We start from the raw sequence: 16,044 nt of genomic DNA, 5'->3' as shown, positions 1-16,044 counted from the left end.
AAGGTTAAGTTGGTAAGATGTTGTTCATAAAGTAAATCAAAGCGTTGTTGTTCGTGAATGTCCATGATGATACTCCTAGGTTTGCGACCGAAGCAGGTCGCGTCTAGCAAGTATTTAGGATGAGGGGCAAAAGGATGGTTTTATCTTGTTCCTGCCGCAAAGCGGCTTCGTTCAACAAACCAAGTCAGCGGGGCGTTATGCCACAAGATGGATCGAGCCATGCAAGTAAGACCAAATAGATCTGAAGAGTTGTTTCTGAGGCTAGGATACAACCGATTTTATGATTTATACGATGAGATCATGGCAGACGATTTCTGGGAACAAGAAGATTGGTATAGGTTCAGCAAAGTATCGAATATCTTCGCTGTGTATTCTGAGTTATTAACTTACGAGCCATTCAAATATGTACTTGAGGCACTAAAGAGGCAGCGCCCCCCAATGGAGTCCGAGATTGGCGGACCAATGTTCAAGTTTGTCCGCAACATACTTGCACATTTCCCATTTTTCGAAAAATGGGATGATGTCTGGTTTAGCAAAGATCTGGTGAATTGGCTAAAGGAAGGCTTAACCATAGATCTTTTTCTAAAAAAATATACGGGCCATCAGGAAGTTGAGTATCGGTTCTGGGAAGCTGACAAACAGCGAATGACTTACACGAGTATTCGCTTCCCGCAAGAATATGGTGAGAACAAAATATACCTAAAGGACTTGATTGCTGAAAAAGACGGCACAAGGTTTTCACTAATAATGATGTGGCAAATTCTAAACACACAAGTGGAGTCTGCAGGTGAGAAGGTATAACAATCGCAGGCACAGCGACGGCTTTTTCGTTTCGGCTTCGCTTTCACTTCAACGTTGCGCGTGCTGCGGACGTTATAACTCAGGGAGAATTCGGTGATGTCGTCATGGGAGCAAGACATAGTTCAAGCACTTGAAAATTTAGATGGTGTTGCCAGTTATGACGATATTTATTCTGAAGTATCAAACCTAAGAAGTAACCTTCCAAAAACTTGGAAAGCCGTAATCCGTCGCAGAATTCAAGATTTGTCGTCGGACTCTGATGGCTTTAAAAAAGGCCAAGATCTGTTTTACTCTGTCAACGGTCTGGGTGCGGGAATGTGGGGACTTAGAGCTAAATTAGCTCTTACTCCTGTAGCAGCAGACTTGCCGCAAGGAACCAAAGAACCAGAGCGTGGGTATACCACTACTTATCGTGTTTTACGAGATACAAACTTAGCAAGAAAACTAAAGTTGCTTCACAGCAATTCATGTCAAATCTGCGGTCTTCAAATACAGCTACCAAATGGCAAATTGTACTCGGAAGCTCATCATATAATTCCGTTAGGTACTCCGCACAATGGTTCTGATACACCAGAAAACATAATTGTTTTATGCCCAAATCACCATGTAATGTGTGATTATGGTGCTATTGAGTTATCGCTACAAGATATTAAGCAGGTATCAAGTCACGCTATATCTAAAAAAAGCATCAAATACCACAACGAGATTATTTGTGACACAGAGTTATAACAAATAAGGATAGGCCGCGCGTAGCCGCGGCCTTATCCCAAGTGTTGAACAAGCCAGAATTTAATAAGACACCCATTGTTAAATTTGGTTACCAGTATACACAGGGGTCGATGAGATTAAGCATACTCACGGAAGTGACCGTCCGTGACAGGGATGTCGCGGTCGAGCCTATAGGGATATATTTACGGCGTGTCACTGGAATGAGTGTGCTTAATCAAACTCCATAGGCAATTTAGTAAGACACCCATTGTTAAATTTGCCCATTGTTAAATTTGGTTACCAGTATACGTCGGGATCGATGAGATTAAGCACAGTCATGGAAGTGACCGTCCGTGACTGGGATGTCACGGTCGAGCCTATAGGGATACTTCTTGCAAGGTAATAGGACGGCGTGTCACTGGAATGAGTGTGCATAATCAATCTCTGCCAATAAAAACGCCTGTGATTGCAGGCGTTTTGTTTATTTCTATTCATTTTGCTTTTATGCGCTTGAGCGCTTTAAAAGCGAATTACTTTTTAATCCATTTGCCTTTGGCATCTTGCACATAGTTGCCTTTATCTGTGGCGGCTATGGCTTTTTCACCGGCGAGTTTAGCGACGTCGGCGGCGGAGAGTTTGTTCTTCTTGGCTATGGTTTCATAGTGGGCGCGGCGTTTGTTATTGACGTCGTCCATGACGGCTTTAGCTTCGGGATTGGCTTTTACTAAACCTAAGTAGCCGTTGGCTTGCTCGCCTAAATAGCCCAGGGATTTAGCTTCTTGAAGTGACATGGCGAAGGCACTAAGGCTTAAAAGGCTAAGGCTCAAGAAGCCGAGGGTTAATAGTTGTAGTAACTTTGATTTTAGTCGCTTTGTTGTTAGTCGCATTGATTTCATAGTGATTCCTCAATTCTGATGTAATTAGAACAACTGCTCATCTGACAGAAGCTGATCTAGCTCCTTATCCACTTTGATTTTTATCTCGTGTTCAATTTTCACATTAAGATTGATGACGATAGGTTTATCCGGTGGTTCAATTTTGACTGTAGGGGCGCAGCCCGGCAATATGGCTAGTGCAACCAAGGCGACAAGCGCGCTTAGGGCATTTAGGCTAATTTGCTGTAATTGAATAATTTTCAATGATATTTCCTTATTACTTCACGGATTTTTCGATTCTATCCTGCAGATCGTTACCAATCTGTAGACTCCTGAATAATTGCAGCATGTTCTCTTCATGGGAGTAATTCAAGTGGATTGGGCGTTCAACCCCTTGGCTTTGTCCTTTCACTTCCACGAGTAGCTTAGCATCACCCGCAGTGTCCATATCAAAACTGCTGGATAATTGGCTGTATTGTAAGTGTTCTAGCGTCGAAAAGACAAAGTCGAGGTAGGGTTGGGATTGGCGCATGCCGTCCACCGCAGGATTGCCCGAGATGGTGATTAAGCCGCCGGGCGCGCGGGCGGCGAGTTGACCGCCGGTGATAGATACTTTGCCGTTAACTAAATCGACGGGTAATACACCGTCGAATATACCGTCGGCATAGACACCAATTTGTGGCTGAATACGTAGCACTTCTTCTAGGCTCATACCCTGCAATAGGAGATAGGCATGGGATTTATCCTGTAGTTTTAAATTGAAGTCGGGCAGCAAAAATTGGCCACTGAGCACTTTGCCTTTGGCCGTCATGGAAACATCGGTATCGCTTAAGCCTGTAAGTTGTTGCAGCCAATTGTCGGGCAGCTTCTGCGCATCTTTGCCCAGGGCAATATCGGCTTCCACTTCGATATCTGTCAGCGGAAAGCCGGGATCAAACAGGTTAAAGGTCATCCGCGTCTGAGGGCAATTGAGTTTACTTAGGCTGTTAACAGAGCCTTTATCCTGCGGCTCTTTTTGAGGTTCTTTTTTATGCGGCTCTTTTTTATAAGAGAGGCCCCAAGTGAACTCACATTGCGCCTGCAGTTTTCCGCCCTCAAAGGTGATGTCCTTATAAAAACCCTCAAGTTCGGTCATTGACTGGGTGATTTGCATGGCAAATTGGGTCTGATCGCGCTTTTGTGTCAGCTTAAATTGTGCCTGTAATTGGTTATGACCCGTGACATTAAGCTCAGCAGGCAAGGGTTGGGTTTGATTGAGTAAGGACAGTGCTTCGGTCATACTGGTATCGACAACCCATTGACCCGTAAGCACTAAGGGTTCATTCGCATTAGCGAGGTTTAGCTTGTGTTGGCTGTGCAATTCAACCGTGCCGACTTGCCAGCGTTCATCACCTAAGAGTGTATTATTTTTCCAATTTAAGCTTTGTGCCAGCGTTAAGGTATCTAGCTTTAGTACGGTTTCTTTACGGCTGCGGCCTTTGCTGCTGAGCTGCTTTTCGATATTAAGCTGACTGGCCTGCCACTCCAGCCGATTCTGCCAAGGGGAGGCGAGCAGTGAGTCGAGTGGGGCTTCTACCTCTGGCTTAAGTTCAAATGACATGGCTTGTTGTAATGCAATCGAGAAATGGCCCGCGCCCATATCGGTTTTGCTAATGATGTTATTAGCGCTTTTGCTATTACTATCAGTACTTTTATCTGTGCTTGCCTCTGTCGCCAGCGTTTTCGCCGCAGCCGTTTCAGCCACAAGTGTCTGCGTGGTTTGCGAAACATGCAGTTGCTCCAGTGCTAAGGTCAAAGGCGGCAAGGCCAACGTTAACTTAGTATCTGATGCGGGCTCTGAGTAGGGTACTGGGCTGATATTTAGTATTTGTTGCGAGTCGAGTTTAAGCGGCGCATGGGCATGTACTCTGATACTGCCAAGGCGTATATCGGCATATTTAGCCGCATTTTTTTCTTGGGGATTAATATACTTAAGCCCTCCGATGGCGAAGCGCAGGGTATCGCTAGCATTGTGTTTTGCTGCTTGCGTTGTTTCTGCCGCCTCAATAGGTGCTGTGGTAATTTGCCAATCGGTTACGCTTGGCGCCTGATTAAAGCGCAATTTCCCCGCAGTGGTTAACTGGCTAGTATTCCAGCTGAGATCTTGGGGCGTATCCGCCCATAATTCAGATAATTGCAGTGGGCTTGTTTGCGTAGCGTTAAGGCGCCAATCCACGCTGAAGGCAAGCGCTTCGGTTGATTTTGTGATTTCAATATTAGCCAAATCGACTTGGGTATCTAGCTTACTGCCTAAGGTTTTTAGCTGAAGTTGGGGAAGCTTGACGTTAAGCGGCTTATTTTCAAGCGGCTCATTCTTAAGCGGTTGGCTCTGTGCATCCTGCTGGATTTGCGTCAGCGGGTAATGCAGGGCTTCGGGTAATGTCAGTGCAATCCCTACCGGTGCATCTGTGCTTTTAAGTCCTGACAGCAGCTTAGCGATTTGGCTTGCTGTCTGACTTGCAACTTGATTAGGCACTTGCTCCGCAGCAGTCTTGGCTACCGGCTGGGTTAAAGATTGAGATGAAGGCTGAGCTAAAGGTTGAGTTAAAGGCTTAGCCAACGACTTATCGAGCAACTGCATCAATCGCTGTTGCTGCGCAGTATTGGGGCTCATAGCTAAGCTAAAGGGCTCAAGGCTTAGGTCAAGCTCGGTTAAATGCCCGCTAATGTTAAATGCTAGCTCGGGTTTAGGCGCAAGTTCTAGCGCCGCCAATTGATTAAAGGTCAGCTTAGGCGAGATTAACTGGTGCTCACTGATAAGCTCGCCCGAGGTCAATGTGATACTGCTGCTCGAGACTAATTGCCCTTGTAAATCAATTGCTAATGCTTGCCACTTTGTATCAAGCTTAGCTAACGGGCTCAATACGCTATCTTGAGTTTGCCTTAGGCTTATCTGATGAATGCTCGCCAGTAGCGGCGCGAGTTGGATTTGACTCTTGAGCTGCCACTTGTTGGTTTCGAGTGTTGCTTTAAGTTTGGCGATGCTTTCACCTGCGTGACTAAACTCGCTGCTGATTTCCCCCGCGCTATTAAGGCTCAACTTGTCCATCACTAAATGATAGGCGGGTAAATCATTTTGGGTGTCGAGATGATGAGCGTTGAGAATAAGGCTGGTTTTACCTATATCAATAAGTGGTAAGGATTTGATATCTAAGGCCAATGCGGGGCCTTGTTCATCGATGGCATTTGGATTCGCCGCAAATAGGGATTGTCCTAACTCGACTTCAATATCACCTGTGGAGATTTGGGTGATTTTTTGAGTAAGGTAAGCGACTTGGCCGTACTGTTTCAGTTCGGCAAAGCTCTGAGGCCAGTCAAGTTTTAGTTTAATATTCAGATCACTAAGCCTGATATAGCTGTCATTTACCCTAAGCTTGGCAGAAGCAATCCGCCAATCTTCTAACTGACTGTTGCCTAGCTCAATATCAATTAGCTCGCTGTCCATGCCAGCGAGGGCAGCATTTGCCGCCTGCATGATGAGTTTTTCGGCTTGGGTATTCATAATCCAAACGGTTAACGCTACACCCGCTAAGATGGCCGTTATTGTGGTTGCGAGCAGGGCTTTTTTCACTTTCACTCTAGCCGTGTTAGTTTGAGGGGCGTTTGCGCCAGCAGGCTTGTGGATCTTAGGCATTTGGCTTGAATATTATCCTTATCATCATCGCCCCTTGGCAGAACAGATTTTACCTTGCTATTTTGCCTTGCTATAGAGAGCGGCTGCTACCGCCATATTGAGCGCCATACATCATAAGGCGTATAGCACAAGGTTAGCTGGGTACTTTGGCAGTTTAACACTCAAGCACTTAGCTGACTAATATTGATCGCCACCATAAAGATAAGTATCTGTAGTCATTAATATAGATTTTACAGTCACTTGTATTGTTAATGTGCCTAACTCAAGTTAACTAACTCAATAGCTGCGCGGCAATAATTGCAATCCCAGCTATGCCGGCTAAGACTAAGGCAAACTTACCGCCCGCGACGCGATATCCCGTCGGCAGATTAGCGGCATCCCGTGTTTGGCGCTGTGTCCATACCATGGCCACAGGTAAAAAGATGGCGAGGATCACTAGTGCAATCGCTGCGTAACCCAGGGCTGTGATAAAACCTTGTGGGTAGAAAAGGGCAAAACCTAAGGGAGGTAAAAAAGTGATAGTCGCGGTTAAGCTTCGACCGGTTGCATTATCTTCTTGCCTTAAGCTTGAGGCCATAAAATCGAATAAGCCTAAACTCACCCCTAAAAACGAAGTTGCAAGGGCAAGATCGGCAAATAGACTGATCGCGCTGCTTAAGTATTCACTGTGCAGTACGCTCGCCAGTTGATTGATAAAGCTCGATAAACTCTGGTTTTCGAGCAATTGGCTTTGGCTTAAAACGCCTTGACTGCCCAGTTGCCACAAAAGGTAAATCATTAATGGCAAAGCGGAACCCAGCAGCATGATCCTGCGCAGGGCTTTGACCTCAACGCCTAAGTAGCGTACCACCGATGGAATGGAGCCATGGAAACCAAAGGAGGTAAAAATCACCGGAATAGCTGTGATAATCAGACCTTGGTTAAGTGGAAGTTCGAGCAAATGTGGGCTTTCAACCTGCGGCAATAATAATGCGAGCATTAAGAGTAACGCCACGATTTTTAGGCTAAAGAGGCCGCGATTAATAAGATCCACACAGTGGGTGCCCAAACCGACAATGGTGCCCACCAACAACGTAAATAATACTGCGCCCGCCTGTGGTGGTAATTGCAAACCCAGCCAAGTCGTCAGTTTTTGGTTTATTTGCTCACCGCCGCCAGCAATATAGGCGGCGCAGAGGGCGTAAAGTAAAAACATCAAGGCGCTATTGGCGATCAACTGGCCTTTACGGCCCAATAAGTGTTGCGCCAAGTGATTAAGGCTGGCATCGCTGGGGGCAAATTGATGGATCTCCACCATTAGCAGCGCCGTGTAGGCCATCAGCGCCCATAGGATAAGCATAATGGCGGAAGAGGTGCCAAAGCCGAGTCCCGCCGATGCGATAGGTAAAGCCAACATTCCCGCGCCGATTGTGGTGCCAGCGATAAGCAGCAAACTGCCGATAAATTTATTTTGTGTCATAACATGATCTCAAAAGCGTGTCGCAAGAAAATGAGTTAAAGACTTGATCCAAAAGCAACTGTCTTAAAAGATGTTGATGCGATTCAATGTGAAACGATTCAAGCACAAAATGATTTAAGCAAATGAGACAGTGGCGCTCAGCGGTTCCGAAAGGATATGGCCACAATGGAAGGTCAGGCGAGGTGCCTATCTATGCCATTGCGGCTACAGATATGGATAATAAAAGGGTGTGAAACACATAAAACTTGCCTTAGCGAGTGTTGAGTAAAAACGGATAAGTGTTTTGATGCTTTGCCTTAATAACCTAAGGGCAACGGAGGCTACCATAGGGATTTGAATTGTACTTGTCAACCATTACAACAGTATTTTGATTGTTTTTTGCTACAGGATTAAGGCGCAAGATATCCATTGATCACATTGCGGCAGTGGCATTTGAGGAAATCGCGCGATAAAAAATGCCACCGACTTGATTTAAGCGGGCGGCTTTTTTAGATGTAAGCGACTAGCTTGTGATCTGGTTCAGTAAGCAGATTATGCTTTGCTCTGCAGCGCCTTTTGATGTCTTGCCAGCAAGTTTGCTGTGATATCACTAAGGCTTAAATCTTGATCTTCAAGTAATACCAGCAAGTGATAGATAAGATCTGAGGCTTCATTAACCAGCTCTTCCTTATCGTGGGTCGCAGCGGCAAGGGCCGTTTCAAGGCCTTCTTCCCCGACCTTCTGGGCGATACGTTTTGTGCCGCGCGCAAATAAAGACGCAGTGTAACTGGTATCGGCACTTTGCCCTTTACGCGAGGTGATTAAGCTAGCGAGATTATTCAAAAAGGGGTGCGCATTGTCATCTAACCAGCAACTTTCGGTGCCTTTGTGGCAGGTTGGGCCGTTGGGGATCACTTGCACTAACAGGCTGTCGTTATCGCAGTCCTTATCGATAGCCACTAACTTTAGGGTATTCCCCGAGGTTTCACCCTTGGTCCATAAACGCTGTTTTGAGCGGCTAAAAAAGGTGACATCACCTGTGCTCAAGGTTTTTTCCAGCGCGGCTTTATCCATATAACCGAGCATTAATACCTTGCCCGATAAGTGATTTTGGATAACGGCAGGAATGAGCCCATCCTGTTTGTCCCAATCAAGCTCATTAACTTGAACAGGGCTAAAATCCGACTTAGTGTTTGTTTGCGTTGACATAGTGTTCACTCTTAATCTCTTTGTAGAACCTAGAACCTAGAACCTAGAACCTAGAACCTAGAACCTAGAACCTAGAACCTAGAACCTAGAACCTAGAACCTAGAACCTAGAACCTAGAACCTAGAACCTAGAACCTAGAACCTAGAACCTAGAACCGCTCTAGCGTCTAATCGCGATCCCTTCGGCCGCTAAATAGGCTTTTAATTCACCGATGTTGATAATCGCCTTGTGGAATACGCTCGCTGCCAGCGCGGCATCGACCTTAGCTTCAATAAATACATCGCGAAAATGCGCCATAGTTCCAGCACCGCCAGAGGCAATTAACGGCACGTCACAGATGGCGCGAACAAGACTTAACTGCTTGATATCATAGCCGCCGCGCACGCCGTCTTGGTTCATCACATTGAGCACGATTTCACCACAACCCCGTTTTTGCACTTCTTCAACCCAGTCTTGGGTGAACCATTGGGTATCCTTAGTCGCTGCTTCATCGCCAGTAAATTGCTTTACTTTATAGCTGTTGCTGGTGGCATCGAAGAAGGAGTCGATACCAATAACTATACATTGGCGGCCGAATTCGTCCTGCAGGCGTGAGATCAAACTCGGATCGGTTAAGGCGGGTGAGTTAATCGAAATCTTATCCGCCCCAAAGGCTAATAATTCACGGGCTTGGCTAATGGTTTTAATACCACCCGCCACGCAGAAGGGAATATCAATCTGCTCCGCCACGCGGCTCACCCAAGATTTATCGACCACACGTTCGTGGGCGCTGGCGGTAATGTCATAAAACACTAGCTCATCGGCGCCTTCTTCGGCATAACGCGCGGCGAGGGGCACTATATCGCCGACAATTTCGTGGTTACGAAACTGCACGCCTTTCACTACTTTACCGTCTTTCACATCTAAACAGGGGACTAGTCGTTTGGCCAGCATTGGATTGCCTCCGCCACGTTAAACTGATTGATAAGCAAGGCTTTACCGATAATGATGCCCGCAGCGCCGCTATCACGCACGGCGCTCACATCATCAAGGGTCGCAATACCGCCAGAAGCTTGCCAAGCGATGTCGGGGAAGCTGGCTGCAATTTCTTGATAAAGCGCGGTATTTGCGCCCGTTAGCGTGCCGTCACGGCTAATGTCAGTCACTAGCGCATGCTTTAAACCGACCGCGCTAAAGGTTTCTACAAGGGATTCTAAACTCTTACCGCCGCCACTTTGCCAACCGGATACGGCGACCATTTTCTCGCCGCTCTGGTTGATATTGACATCCAGCGCGAGACAAATGGCTTCGCTGCCGTACTTGATAAACCACTCTTTAACTAACTCAGGCTCTTTCACCGCGAGGGAGCCAATCACCACACGTTTTACGCCGATTTCTAATAATTCAGTGACTTGTTCTTCAGTACGAATGCCGCCGCCCACTTGAATATTGGCGTTTAGTGCCGCCACGAGTTCACCGATAAGGCGAGTTTGACGTTTAGCGGGATCCTTCGCGCCGGTTAAATCAACGATATGCAACCACTTCGCGCCTTGTGCCTCGTAGGATTGCAGCTGCGCCAAAGGACTTAAATCAAAGGTGGTCTGCTGGCCGTAATCCCCTTGATAGAGGCGGACGACATTGCCATCAATTAAATCGATCGCAGGAATTATCATAGTCTTAAACTCTCGATTGATTTATCTATAACTAATTTATTCATAACAACTTTTATATTGAGTAATTTATTCATTGGTCAGCCTTTCCTGCGCCAACTTGTCCATCAGCGCTTCATCCATCAATAAAAAGTTACGCAGAATTTGCGCGCCCACGGCGGCACTTTTTTCGGGGTGGAACTGCACGCCCATAAAGTTGCCTTTGCCGATGGCGGCGCTAAAGCTTTCACCGTAGGAACATTGGGCTAAGGTGAATTCGCTCAACGGCGCACGGTAACTGTGGACGAAATACACATAACTGCCATCTTCAATGCCCGCAAATAGCGGGTGAACGCTAGGGCTTTTGGCGTCTTGTGAGTTGGTCGTGAGCTTTAGTTGGTTCCAGCCCATGTGCGGCAAAGGCAAGCCTTCAGCTTTGAGTAACAGCGTATCCAGCTCGCAAATGTCGGTGGGGATTATGCCTAAGCATTCGCAATCTTGACCTTTGCCGCCGCGCTCCTTAGAAATCGCCGCGAGCATTTGCATGCCAAGGCACACGCCCAGCACAGGTTGAGTTAGGCCTTGAATAAGTTCGACTAAGCCTTTTTCATGCAAGGACGCCATGGCGGCACCTGCTGTGCCCACACCCGGCAGCACCACACGTTTTGCCGCTTTTATTTTGGCTTTATCGTCTGTGACCAATACCTTAGCGCCTAAACGCTCGAAGGCGAAACGTACTGAGCTTAAATTGGCGCAGCCCGTGTCTATGATCACGGTTTCAGCATCTGATGATTCATTTGCCGTTAATTGCGGGCTAGTTGTTGATTGCCGGCCAGCTGTTAATAGAGTGTCTTGTTGCATCCTAACCTCTTAAACGATTTATGCTGCTGCCTTAAAGCACGCCTTTGCTCGATGGCAGAATATCGCCTTCGACTTTAACCGCTTGGCGTAGCGCGCGGCCGAGCACTTTAAACAGGGCTTCGACCTTGTGGTGATCGTTATCGCCTTCGGCGGCGACATGCAGCGTACAGCGCAGGCCATCGGCAAAGGATCGGAAAAAGTGCGGCACCATTTCAGTGGCCATTTCACCGACGTGCTCGCGTTCAAAATCGGCCGAGAACTTGATAAAAGGGCGACCAGAGATATCCAGCAGACATTCACCCTTGGCTTCATCCATCGGTAGACTAAAGCCGAAACGGGCAATACCGCGTTTGTCACCGAGCGCTTGGCGTAGGGCATCACCTATGGCCAGCGCAGTGTCTTCGATACTGTGGTGATCGTCGATTTCTAAGTCGCCATCGACTTTCACATCCATTCTAAAATTACCGTGGGTGGCAATTTGATCGAGCATATGGTCGAAAAAGCCAATGCCTGTGTCGATTTTGCCTTTAGCGGGGCTGTCGAGATCAACAGTTACGCGGATATCGGTTTCTTTGGTGGTACGCACAACATTGGCGGTGCGGCCTTTACTCAGCAGTGCATCGGCGATGGCGTTCCAGCCCAAAGTGTCGCGTTGATATTTCAGGCTTTTAATGCCCATGGCATTGCCCAGTTCCACATCGGTTTCGCGGTCGCCAATCACCGCCGATTGGGTGAAATCGATGCAGCCTTGGGTGAGATAGTCTTTTACTAGCCCCAGCTTAGGTTTACGGCAGCTGCAATTTTCATCGTTAAAATGTGGGCAAATCACCACATCTTCAAAGTTAACCCCTTGGCTTTTGAGGATTTGCATCATCATATTGTGGGGCGCGTCGAAATCTTCCTGCGGGAAAGACGGTGTACCAAGGCCGTCTTGATTGCTGACCATGACTAGGCGAAAGCCCGCCTTTTGTAGACGTAGCAAAGCAGGGATCACCTGTGGCTCAAACACTAATTTCGCCAGGCTATCGACCTGTTTGTCGGTGACTGGCTCTTCAATTAAGGTGCCATCGCGGTCGATAAACAGAATTTTTTGTGCAACGTTTGGGACAAATTGTGGGTTCATGGCGCTACCTTAAAATATAGTTCGTTTTATTATTCAACTCGTTGTGATTCAAAAAGGGCGACTAAGCGATCGGTATCTGCCTCTGAACTAAAGCTGAAGCGTATCGCCTTGGCAAGCCTTGGATCCTTGTAGGCGCGGGCGACAATACCGCTGTCTTGCAGTAACGCCGCTACCTTGGCGACATCGTCAAATTCTGCCAATACGTAGTTGCCATAGGGCGTTATCACTCTGCCGCCCCATTGTTCACAGTAAAGATTGAGTGCCGCGGCAAGTCTTTTACCCTGTTGATTGAGTTCTTTTACCTGAATTTTCATCCGCGCAACGCCTGCGCTTGATAGTGCCTGGGTGGCGACTTCACTCACGGGCAGTGGCACAGGATAGGGCGCAATCACGCGCATAATGATCTCGACCACGGCCTCGTTTGCCAGCATAAAACCACAGCGTGCGCCGGCGAGTGCAAAGGCTTTTGACAGGGTGCGCAGTACCACCAAATTCGGATAGCTTTCCAGCAAATCTGCCACACTGTATTCGGGGCAAAACTCAATATAAGCTTCGTCGATCACCACAAGCGCATCGGGCAGGGCGTTGATCGCTTGCTCGATAATGGCCTTGCCCAACACCGTCCCGGTCGGATTATTGGGATTGCAGATAAACACCAATTTTGCGCCGCGAACGTCTTCGGCATAGCTTGTCGGTAAGCCATATTCCGCGCTGAGATTTAATGCTTTAACGCCCACATTAAAGGTTTGCGCGCTGATGGCATACATGCCGTAGGTTGGGCCAAAGGTTGCAATACTATCAACGCCCGGTATACAAAAGGCACGAATGAGCAGTTCAATCGCTTCATCGGCGCCGCGGCTGGCGACTATCTTACTGGCGCTTACGCCGCTGTACTCGCTGTAGGCATTGATAAGCTGCGGCGGTTGGCATTCTGGGTAACGGTTTAATTTCGATAAATCGAGTGCTGACGTATCGACATTATTGAAGGGGGATTCGTTGGCGTTGATCCAAATATCACCACGACCACCCAGTCTGCGGGCACTCTGGTAGGGCGTTAAATCCAGTAACTCAGGGCGCGCTAAACGCTCTGCTAAATTTAGCGGCGCCGATTGCGTTAACGTTGATGGTGCTAACTTTGATGCCGTTAATGCTGTGGGTTCTGCTGTCTTTTCCATGCTGGTCACTTGGCTCATTTTTCTAGGCTAGCTAAACGCACTGCGACGGCATTTTTGTGCGCATCGAGCAGTTCGTTACTGGCTAATGTCATGACCGCTTGCCCCAATCCGATTAAGCCCTTAGCGCTGAGTTCCTGCACGGTAAAGCGGCGGCTAAAATCGGCTAATGACAGGCTCGACACGGCGCGGCTGTAACCGTAGGTCGGCAGCACGTGGTTGGTGCCACTGGCATAATCGCCAACAGATTCAGGCGTATAAGCGCCTAAAAATACTGAGCCAGCGGCGCGAATGTTTTTCAGTACCTCACGGGGAAAGCGCGTTTGAATGATCAAGTGCTCAGGCCCATATTGATTAGACACCTGCGCGGCTTGCAGCATGTCGTCCACAACAAAAGTACGACTGCTGAGGAGCGCCGTTGCCGCGATATCACAACGCGGCAGCGCGGTGAGTTGTCTTGCCAGCGCCTCATTAACACCATCGGCGATCGCTTGCGAGTCTGTCACTAAAATCACTTGTGAATCAGGGCCGTGCTCAGCTTGCGACAGCAAATCGGCGGCAATAAATTCGCAATTGGCATCGCTATCGGCAATCACCAACACCTCAGAAGGGCCAGCGGGCATATCGATACACACAGTGCAGCGACCATCTTGTGACACTAAGCGTTTAGCCTCAGTCACATAGCGATTACCTGGGCCGAAAATCTTATCGACCGCCGGAATGGTTTCTGTGCCAAAGGCTAGCGCTGCAATGGCCTGCGCGCCGCCCACTTGATAAATTTCAGTGATCCCACAGGCATTGGCGGCATAGATAATCGCATCGTTAATGGGTGGTGGGCTGACTAATACTCTTTGTTCGCAGCCGGCGATCTTGGCGGGCAGGGCAAGCATCATCACGGTAGAAATTAATGGCGCGCTGCCACCGGGAATATATAAACCCACTTTTTCAATCGGTTCGCTACGTAGCTCGCAGCGTACTCCTGCCTCGGTCTCCATATCAATCGGGCGAAATTGCTGGGCGCTGTGAAACACATCTATGTTCGCCATGGCTTTGGCGATCGCCGCTTTAAGCTCTGGTGATACCCGTGCGCTTGCCGCAGCAATTTCGGCTTCCCCCATGCGCAGCTCGCCACTTCCTTGTCCATTTACATCACTGGTCGCGCTATTAAAGCCATCAAACTTTTGATTAAATTCGGCAATGGCGGCATCACCCCGCGTTGCCACCGCATCGATAATGGCGCGAACGCTTTGCTCTAAGCCGCTGTCACCAATTAAGGGTGAGCGTTTTAGCGCTGTTTTCTGCTCGGCGGTTGATAAGGTGGACCAAGTTAGGATTTCCATAGATTACCCCATCATTTTTTCGATTGGCATCACCAGAATCGAGCTGGCACCGAGTGCGGTCAGCTGTTCCATGGTATCCCAGAATAAATCTTCGGTACTGACGGCGTGGATAGCAACGCGGTTGGTATCATCGTTTAATGGTAATACGGTTGGGTTTTCAGCGCCGGGCAGCAGGGCGACGATTTGATCTAAGGTTTCGGTTGGCGCGTGCAGCAGGATGTACTTGCTCTCACGGGCGCGGATAACGCCGTTGACACGGGACAGAATTTTGTCGATGAGTGCTTGTTTAGTTGGTGATTGGGTTTGGGTCGATTGAATGATGCAGGCCATTGAGCGGTAAATCACTTCGGTTTCGTATAAACCGTTGGCCTCTAAAGTAGCGCCCGTCGACACGAGATCACAAATCCCATCGGCAAGGCCGGCGCGCGGGGCGACTTCAACCGAGCCTTTTAACATACAGTCGCGATAATTTATGCCTTTTTGTTGCATAAAACGGCGCAGCAGGTTCGGGTAAGACGTGGCGATGCGTAATCCTTCTAATGAGGAGGCATCGGCGTAACTGAATTCTGTGGGTACGGCTAACGAGAGGCGACATGAACCGAAATCCAACTGACGCAGTTTGAGGCAATCTGCGGGCTTGTTCAGTGTTTGACGCTCGATTTGTTCTTCTTCAAGCACGTTTTCACCGATGATCCCCATATCGACCACGCCGTCCATCACCAGTCCTGGGATATCGTCATCACGAACGCGCAGTAAATCGATAGGCATATTGTCAGCGTGAGCAATAAGACGTTGTTCATTAATGGAAAATTTAACACCACAGCTTCTTAGCAGTTGCTGAGAGTCAGTAGAAAGACGGCCAGATTTTTGGATGGCGATGCGTAAACGGTTCGATTCAGTCATAGTGTTATCTCGCTCAAAAGTATCAAAATTAAAAGATTCAAAGTAGGTTGTTTAATCAGTTTAATACGCCTGCCGTTAAATGGGCTCGAGCTAAAAACTCTAACAAGAACTCTAGCTAACGTATTGATAATTTATTAAATATCTAAATTTTTTATTTAAACTAAAACCCAAATTAACGCCTAAAAGCAAAAACCCCCGGAATTCCTTCCAGGGGTTTTTGATTATCTTGAATCAGTCCGCCAGAAGGATATAGTCCTCCGGCAGTGAGCGTCCGAAGGCTACCGCATATGGTGGTGATGGATAGCGTTCAGTA

Annotated in this window: 14 protein-coding genes; 2 read left to right on the top strand and 12 right to left on the bottom strand. The window is 47.9% G+C overall.

Annotated features, from left to right (window positions below):
• Nucleotides 1–219 precede the first annotated feature (219 nt).
• Together MJO46_RS02825 and MJO46_RS02820 are read left to right on the top strand one after the other, a co-directional pair.
• Nucleotides 220–801 carry a hypothetical protein gene (locus MJO46_RS02825; protein WP_253988032.1) on the top strand — a complete coding sequence of 194 codons (582 nt, stop codon included), beginning with the start codon at nt 220–222 and terminating at the stop codon, nt 799–801.
• A 96-nt stretch (nt 802–897) separates the two neighbouring features.
• The gene (locus tag MJO46_RS02820) at nt 898–1,530 is read left to right on the top strand and encodes an HNH endonuclease (RefSeq protein ID WP_253988031.1); all 633 of its coding nucleotides are present in this window, start codon (nt 898–900) and stop codon (nt 1,528–1,530) included.
• Between the two features lie 509 nt (nt 1,531–2,039).
• Here the strand turns inward: MJO46_RS02820 and MJO46_RS02815 are convergent.
• The 12 genes from MJO46_RS02815 to hisG form a co-directional block, all read right to left on the bottom strand.
• The gene (locus tag MJO46_RS02815; RefSeq protein WP_253988030.1) at nt 2,040–2,405 is read right to left on the bottom strand and encodes a YdbL family protein; all 366 of its coding nucleotides are present in this window, start codon (nt 2,403–2,405) and stop codon (nt 2,040–2,042) included.
• 24 nt (nt 2,406–2,429) lie between these two features.
• Nucleotides 2,430–2,648: a YnbE family lipoprotein gene (locus MJO46_RS02810; RefSeq protein WP_253988029.1), complete on the bottom strand. Its 219-nt coding sequence runs from the start codon at nt 2,646–2,648 to the stop codon at nt 2,430–2,432.
• Between the two features lie 13 nt (nt 2,649–2,661).
• Nucleotides 2,662–6,057 (bottom strand): YdbH domain-containing protein, encoded by a 3,396-nt coding sequence (locus MJO46_RS02805; protein ID WP_253988028.1) that lies wholly within the window; start codon nt 6,055–6,057, stop codon nt 2,662–2,664.
• Between the two features lie 271 nt (nt 6,058–6,328).
• Nucleotides 6,329–7,516, bottom strand: a complete 1,188-nt coding sequence (locus tag MJO46_RS02800) for an aromatic amino acid transport family protein (protein WP_253988027.1) — start codon at nt 7,514–7,516, stop codon at nt 6,329–6,331.
• Between the two features lie 531 nt (nt 7,517–8,047).
• Nucleotides 8,048–8,704 carry a bifunctional phosphoribosyl-AMP cyclohydrolase/phosphoribosyl-ATP diphosphatase HisIE gene (hisIE, locus tag MJO46_RS02795; RefSeq protein WP_253988026.1) on the bottom strand — a complete coding sequence of 219 codons (657 nt, stop codon included), beginning with the start codon at nt 8,702–8,704 and terminating at the stop codon, nt 8,048–8,050.
• Between the two features lie 159 nt (nt 8,705–8,863).
• Entirely contained in the window at nt 8,864–9,637 is a 774-nt protein-coding gene (gene hisF, locus MJO46_RS02790) for an imidazole glycerol phosphate synthase subunit HisF (RefSeq protein ID WP_006081894.1), read from the bottom strand.
• A complete protein-coding gene (gene hisA / locus MJO46_RS02785) occupies nt 9,619–10,356 on the bottom strand; it encodes a 1-(5-phosphoribosyl)-5-[(5-phosphoribosylamino)methylideneamino]imidazole-4-carboxamide isomerase (protein ID WP_253988025.1) in 738 nt (245 codons plus the stop codon). The genes hisF and hisA overlap by 19 nt, the downstream gene beginning before the upstream one ends.
• Before the next feature lie 66 nt (nt 10,357–10,422).
• Nucleotides 10,423–11,193: an imidazole glycerol phosphate synthase subunit HisH gene (gene hisH / locus MJO46_RS02780; RefSeq protein WP_253988024.1), complete on the bottom strand. Its 771-nt coding sequence runs from the start codon at nt 11,191–11,193 to the stop codon at nt 10,423–10,425.
• 31 nt (nt 11,194–11,224) lie between these two features.
• Nucleotides 11,225–12,316, bottom strand: a complete 1,092-nt coding sequence (hisB, locus tag MJO46_RS02775) for a bifunctional histidinol-phosphatase/imidazoleglycerol-phosphate dehydratase HisB (RefSeq protein ID WP_253988023.1) — start codon at nt 12,314–12,316, stop codon at nt 11,225–11,227.
• A 29-nt stretch (nt 12,317–12,345) separates the two neighbouring features.
• On the bottom strand, nt 12,346–13,509 hold the full coding sequence (gene hisC / locus MJO46_RS02770; RefSeq protein ID WP_253988022.1) for a histidinol-phosphate transaminase: 1,164 nt from the start codon (nt 13,507–13,509) through the stop codon (nt 12,346–12,348).
• On the bottom strand, nt 13,506–14,828 hold the full coding sequence (gene hisD, locus MJO46_RS02765; protein WP_253988021.1) for a histidinol dehydrogenase: 1,323 nt from the start codon (nt 14,826–14,828) through the stop codon (nt 13,506–13,508). Before hisD ends, hisC begins: the two co-directional genes overlap by 4 nt.
• 3 nt (nt 14,829–14,831) lie before the next feature.
• A complete protein-coding gene (gene hisG, locus MJO46_RS02760) occupies nt 14,832–15,731 on the bottom strand; it encodes an ATP phosphoribosyltransferase (RefSeq protein WP_253988020.1) in 900 nt (299 codons plus the stop codon).
• Nucleotides 15,732–16,044 lie beyond the last annotated feature (313 nt).

The organism is Shewanella sp. KJ2020 (assembly GCF_024197625.1).
GTDB lineage: Bacteria > Pseudomonadota > Gammaproteobacteria > Enterobacterales > Shewanellaceae > Shewanella.
Note: the sequence above shows the minus strand (reverse complement) of the source record. Positions and strands in the feature narration are given on the sequence as shown.

Excerpts from the sequence above, each read along its gene's own strand:
- hisF (WP_006081894.1), bottom strand. The coding sequence starts at position 9,637 with ATGCTGGCCAAACGACTAGTCCCCTGTTTAGATGTGAAAGACGGTAAA.
- hisH (WP_253988024.1), bottom strand. The coding sequence starts at position 11,193 with ATGCAACAAGACACTCTATTAACAGCTGGCCGGCAATCAACAACTAGC.
- MJO46_RS02815 (WP_253988030.1), bottom strand. The coding sequence starts at position 2,405 with ATGAAATCAATGCGACTAACAACAAAGCGACTAAAATCAAAGTTACTA.
- hisC (WP_253988022.1), bottom strand. The coding sequence starts at position 13,509 with ATGAGCCAAGTGACCAGCATGGAAAAGACAGCAGAACCCACAGCATTA.
- MJO46_RS02820 (WP_253988031.1), top strand. The coding sequence starts at position 898 with ATGTCGTCATGGGAGCAAGACATAGTTCAAGCACTTGAAAATTTAGAT.
- hisA (WP_253988025.1), bottom strand. The coding sequence starts at position 10,356 with ATGATAATTCCTGCGATCGATTTAATTGATGGCAATGTCGTCCGCCTC.
- hisB (WP_253988023.1), bottom strand. The coding sequence starts at position 12,316 with ATGAACCCACAATTTGTCCCAAACGTTGCACAAAAAATTCTGTTTATC.
- MJO46_RS02825 (WP_253988032.1), top strand. The coding sequence starts at position 220 with ATGCAAGTAAGACCAAATAGATCTGAAGAGTTGTTTCTGAGGCTAGGA.
- MJO46_RS02805 (WP_253988028.1), bottom strand. The coding sequence starts at position 6,057 with ATGCCTAAGATCCACAAGCCTGCTGGCGCAAACGCCCCTCAAACTAAC.
- hisD (WP_253988021.1), bottom strand. The coding sequence starts at position 14,828 with ATGGAAATCCTAACTTGGTCCACCTTATCAACCGCCGAGCAGAAAACA.
- hisG (WP_253988020.1), bottom strand. The coding sequence starts at position 15,731 with ATGACTGAATCGAACCGTTTACGCATCGCCATCCAAAAATCTGGCCGT.
- hisIE (WP_253988026.1), bottom strand. The coding sequence starts at position 8,704 with ATGTCAACGCAAACAAACACTAAGTCGGATTTTAGCCCTGTTCAAGTT.
- MJO46_RS02800 (WP_253988027.1), bottom strand. The coding sequence starts at position 7,516 with ATGACACAAAATAAATTTATCGGCAGTTTGCTGCTTATCGCTGGCACC.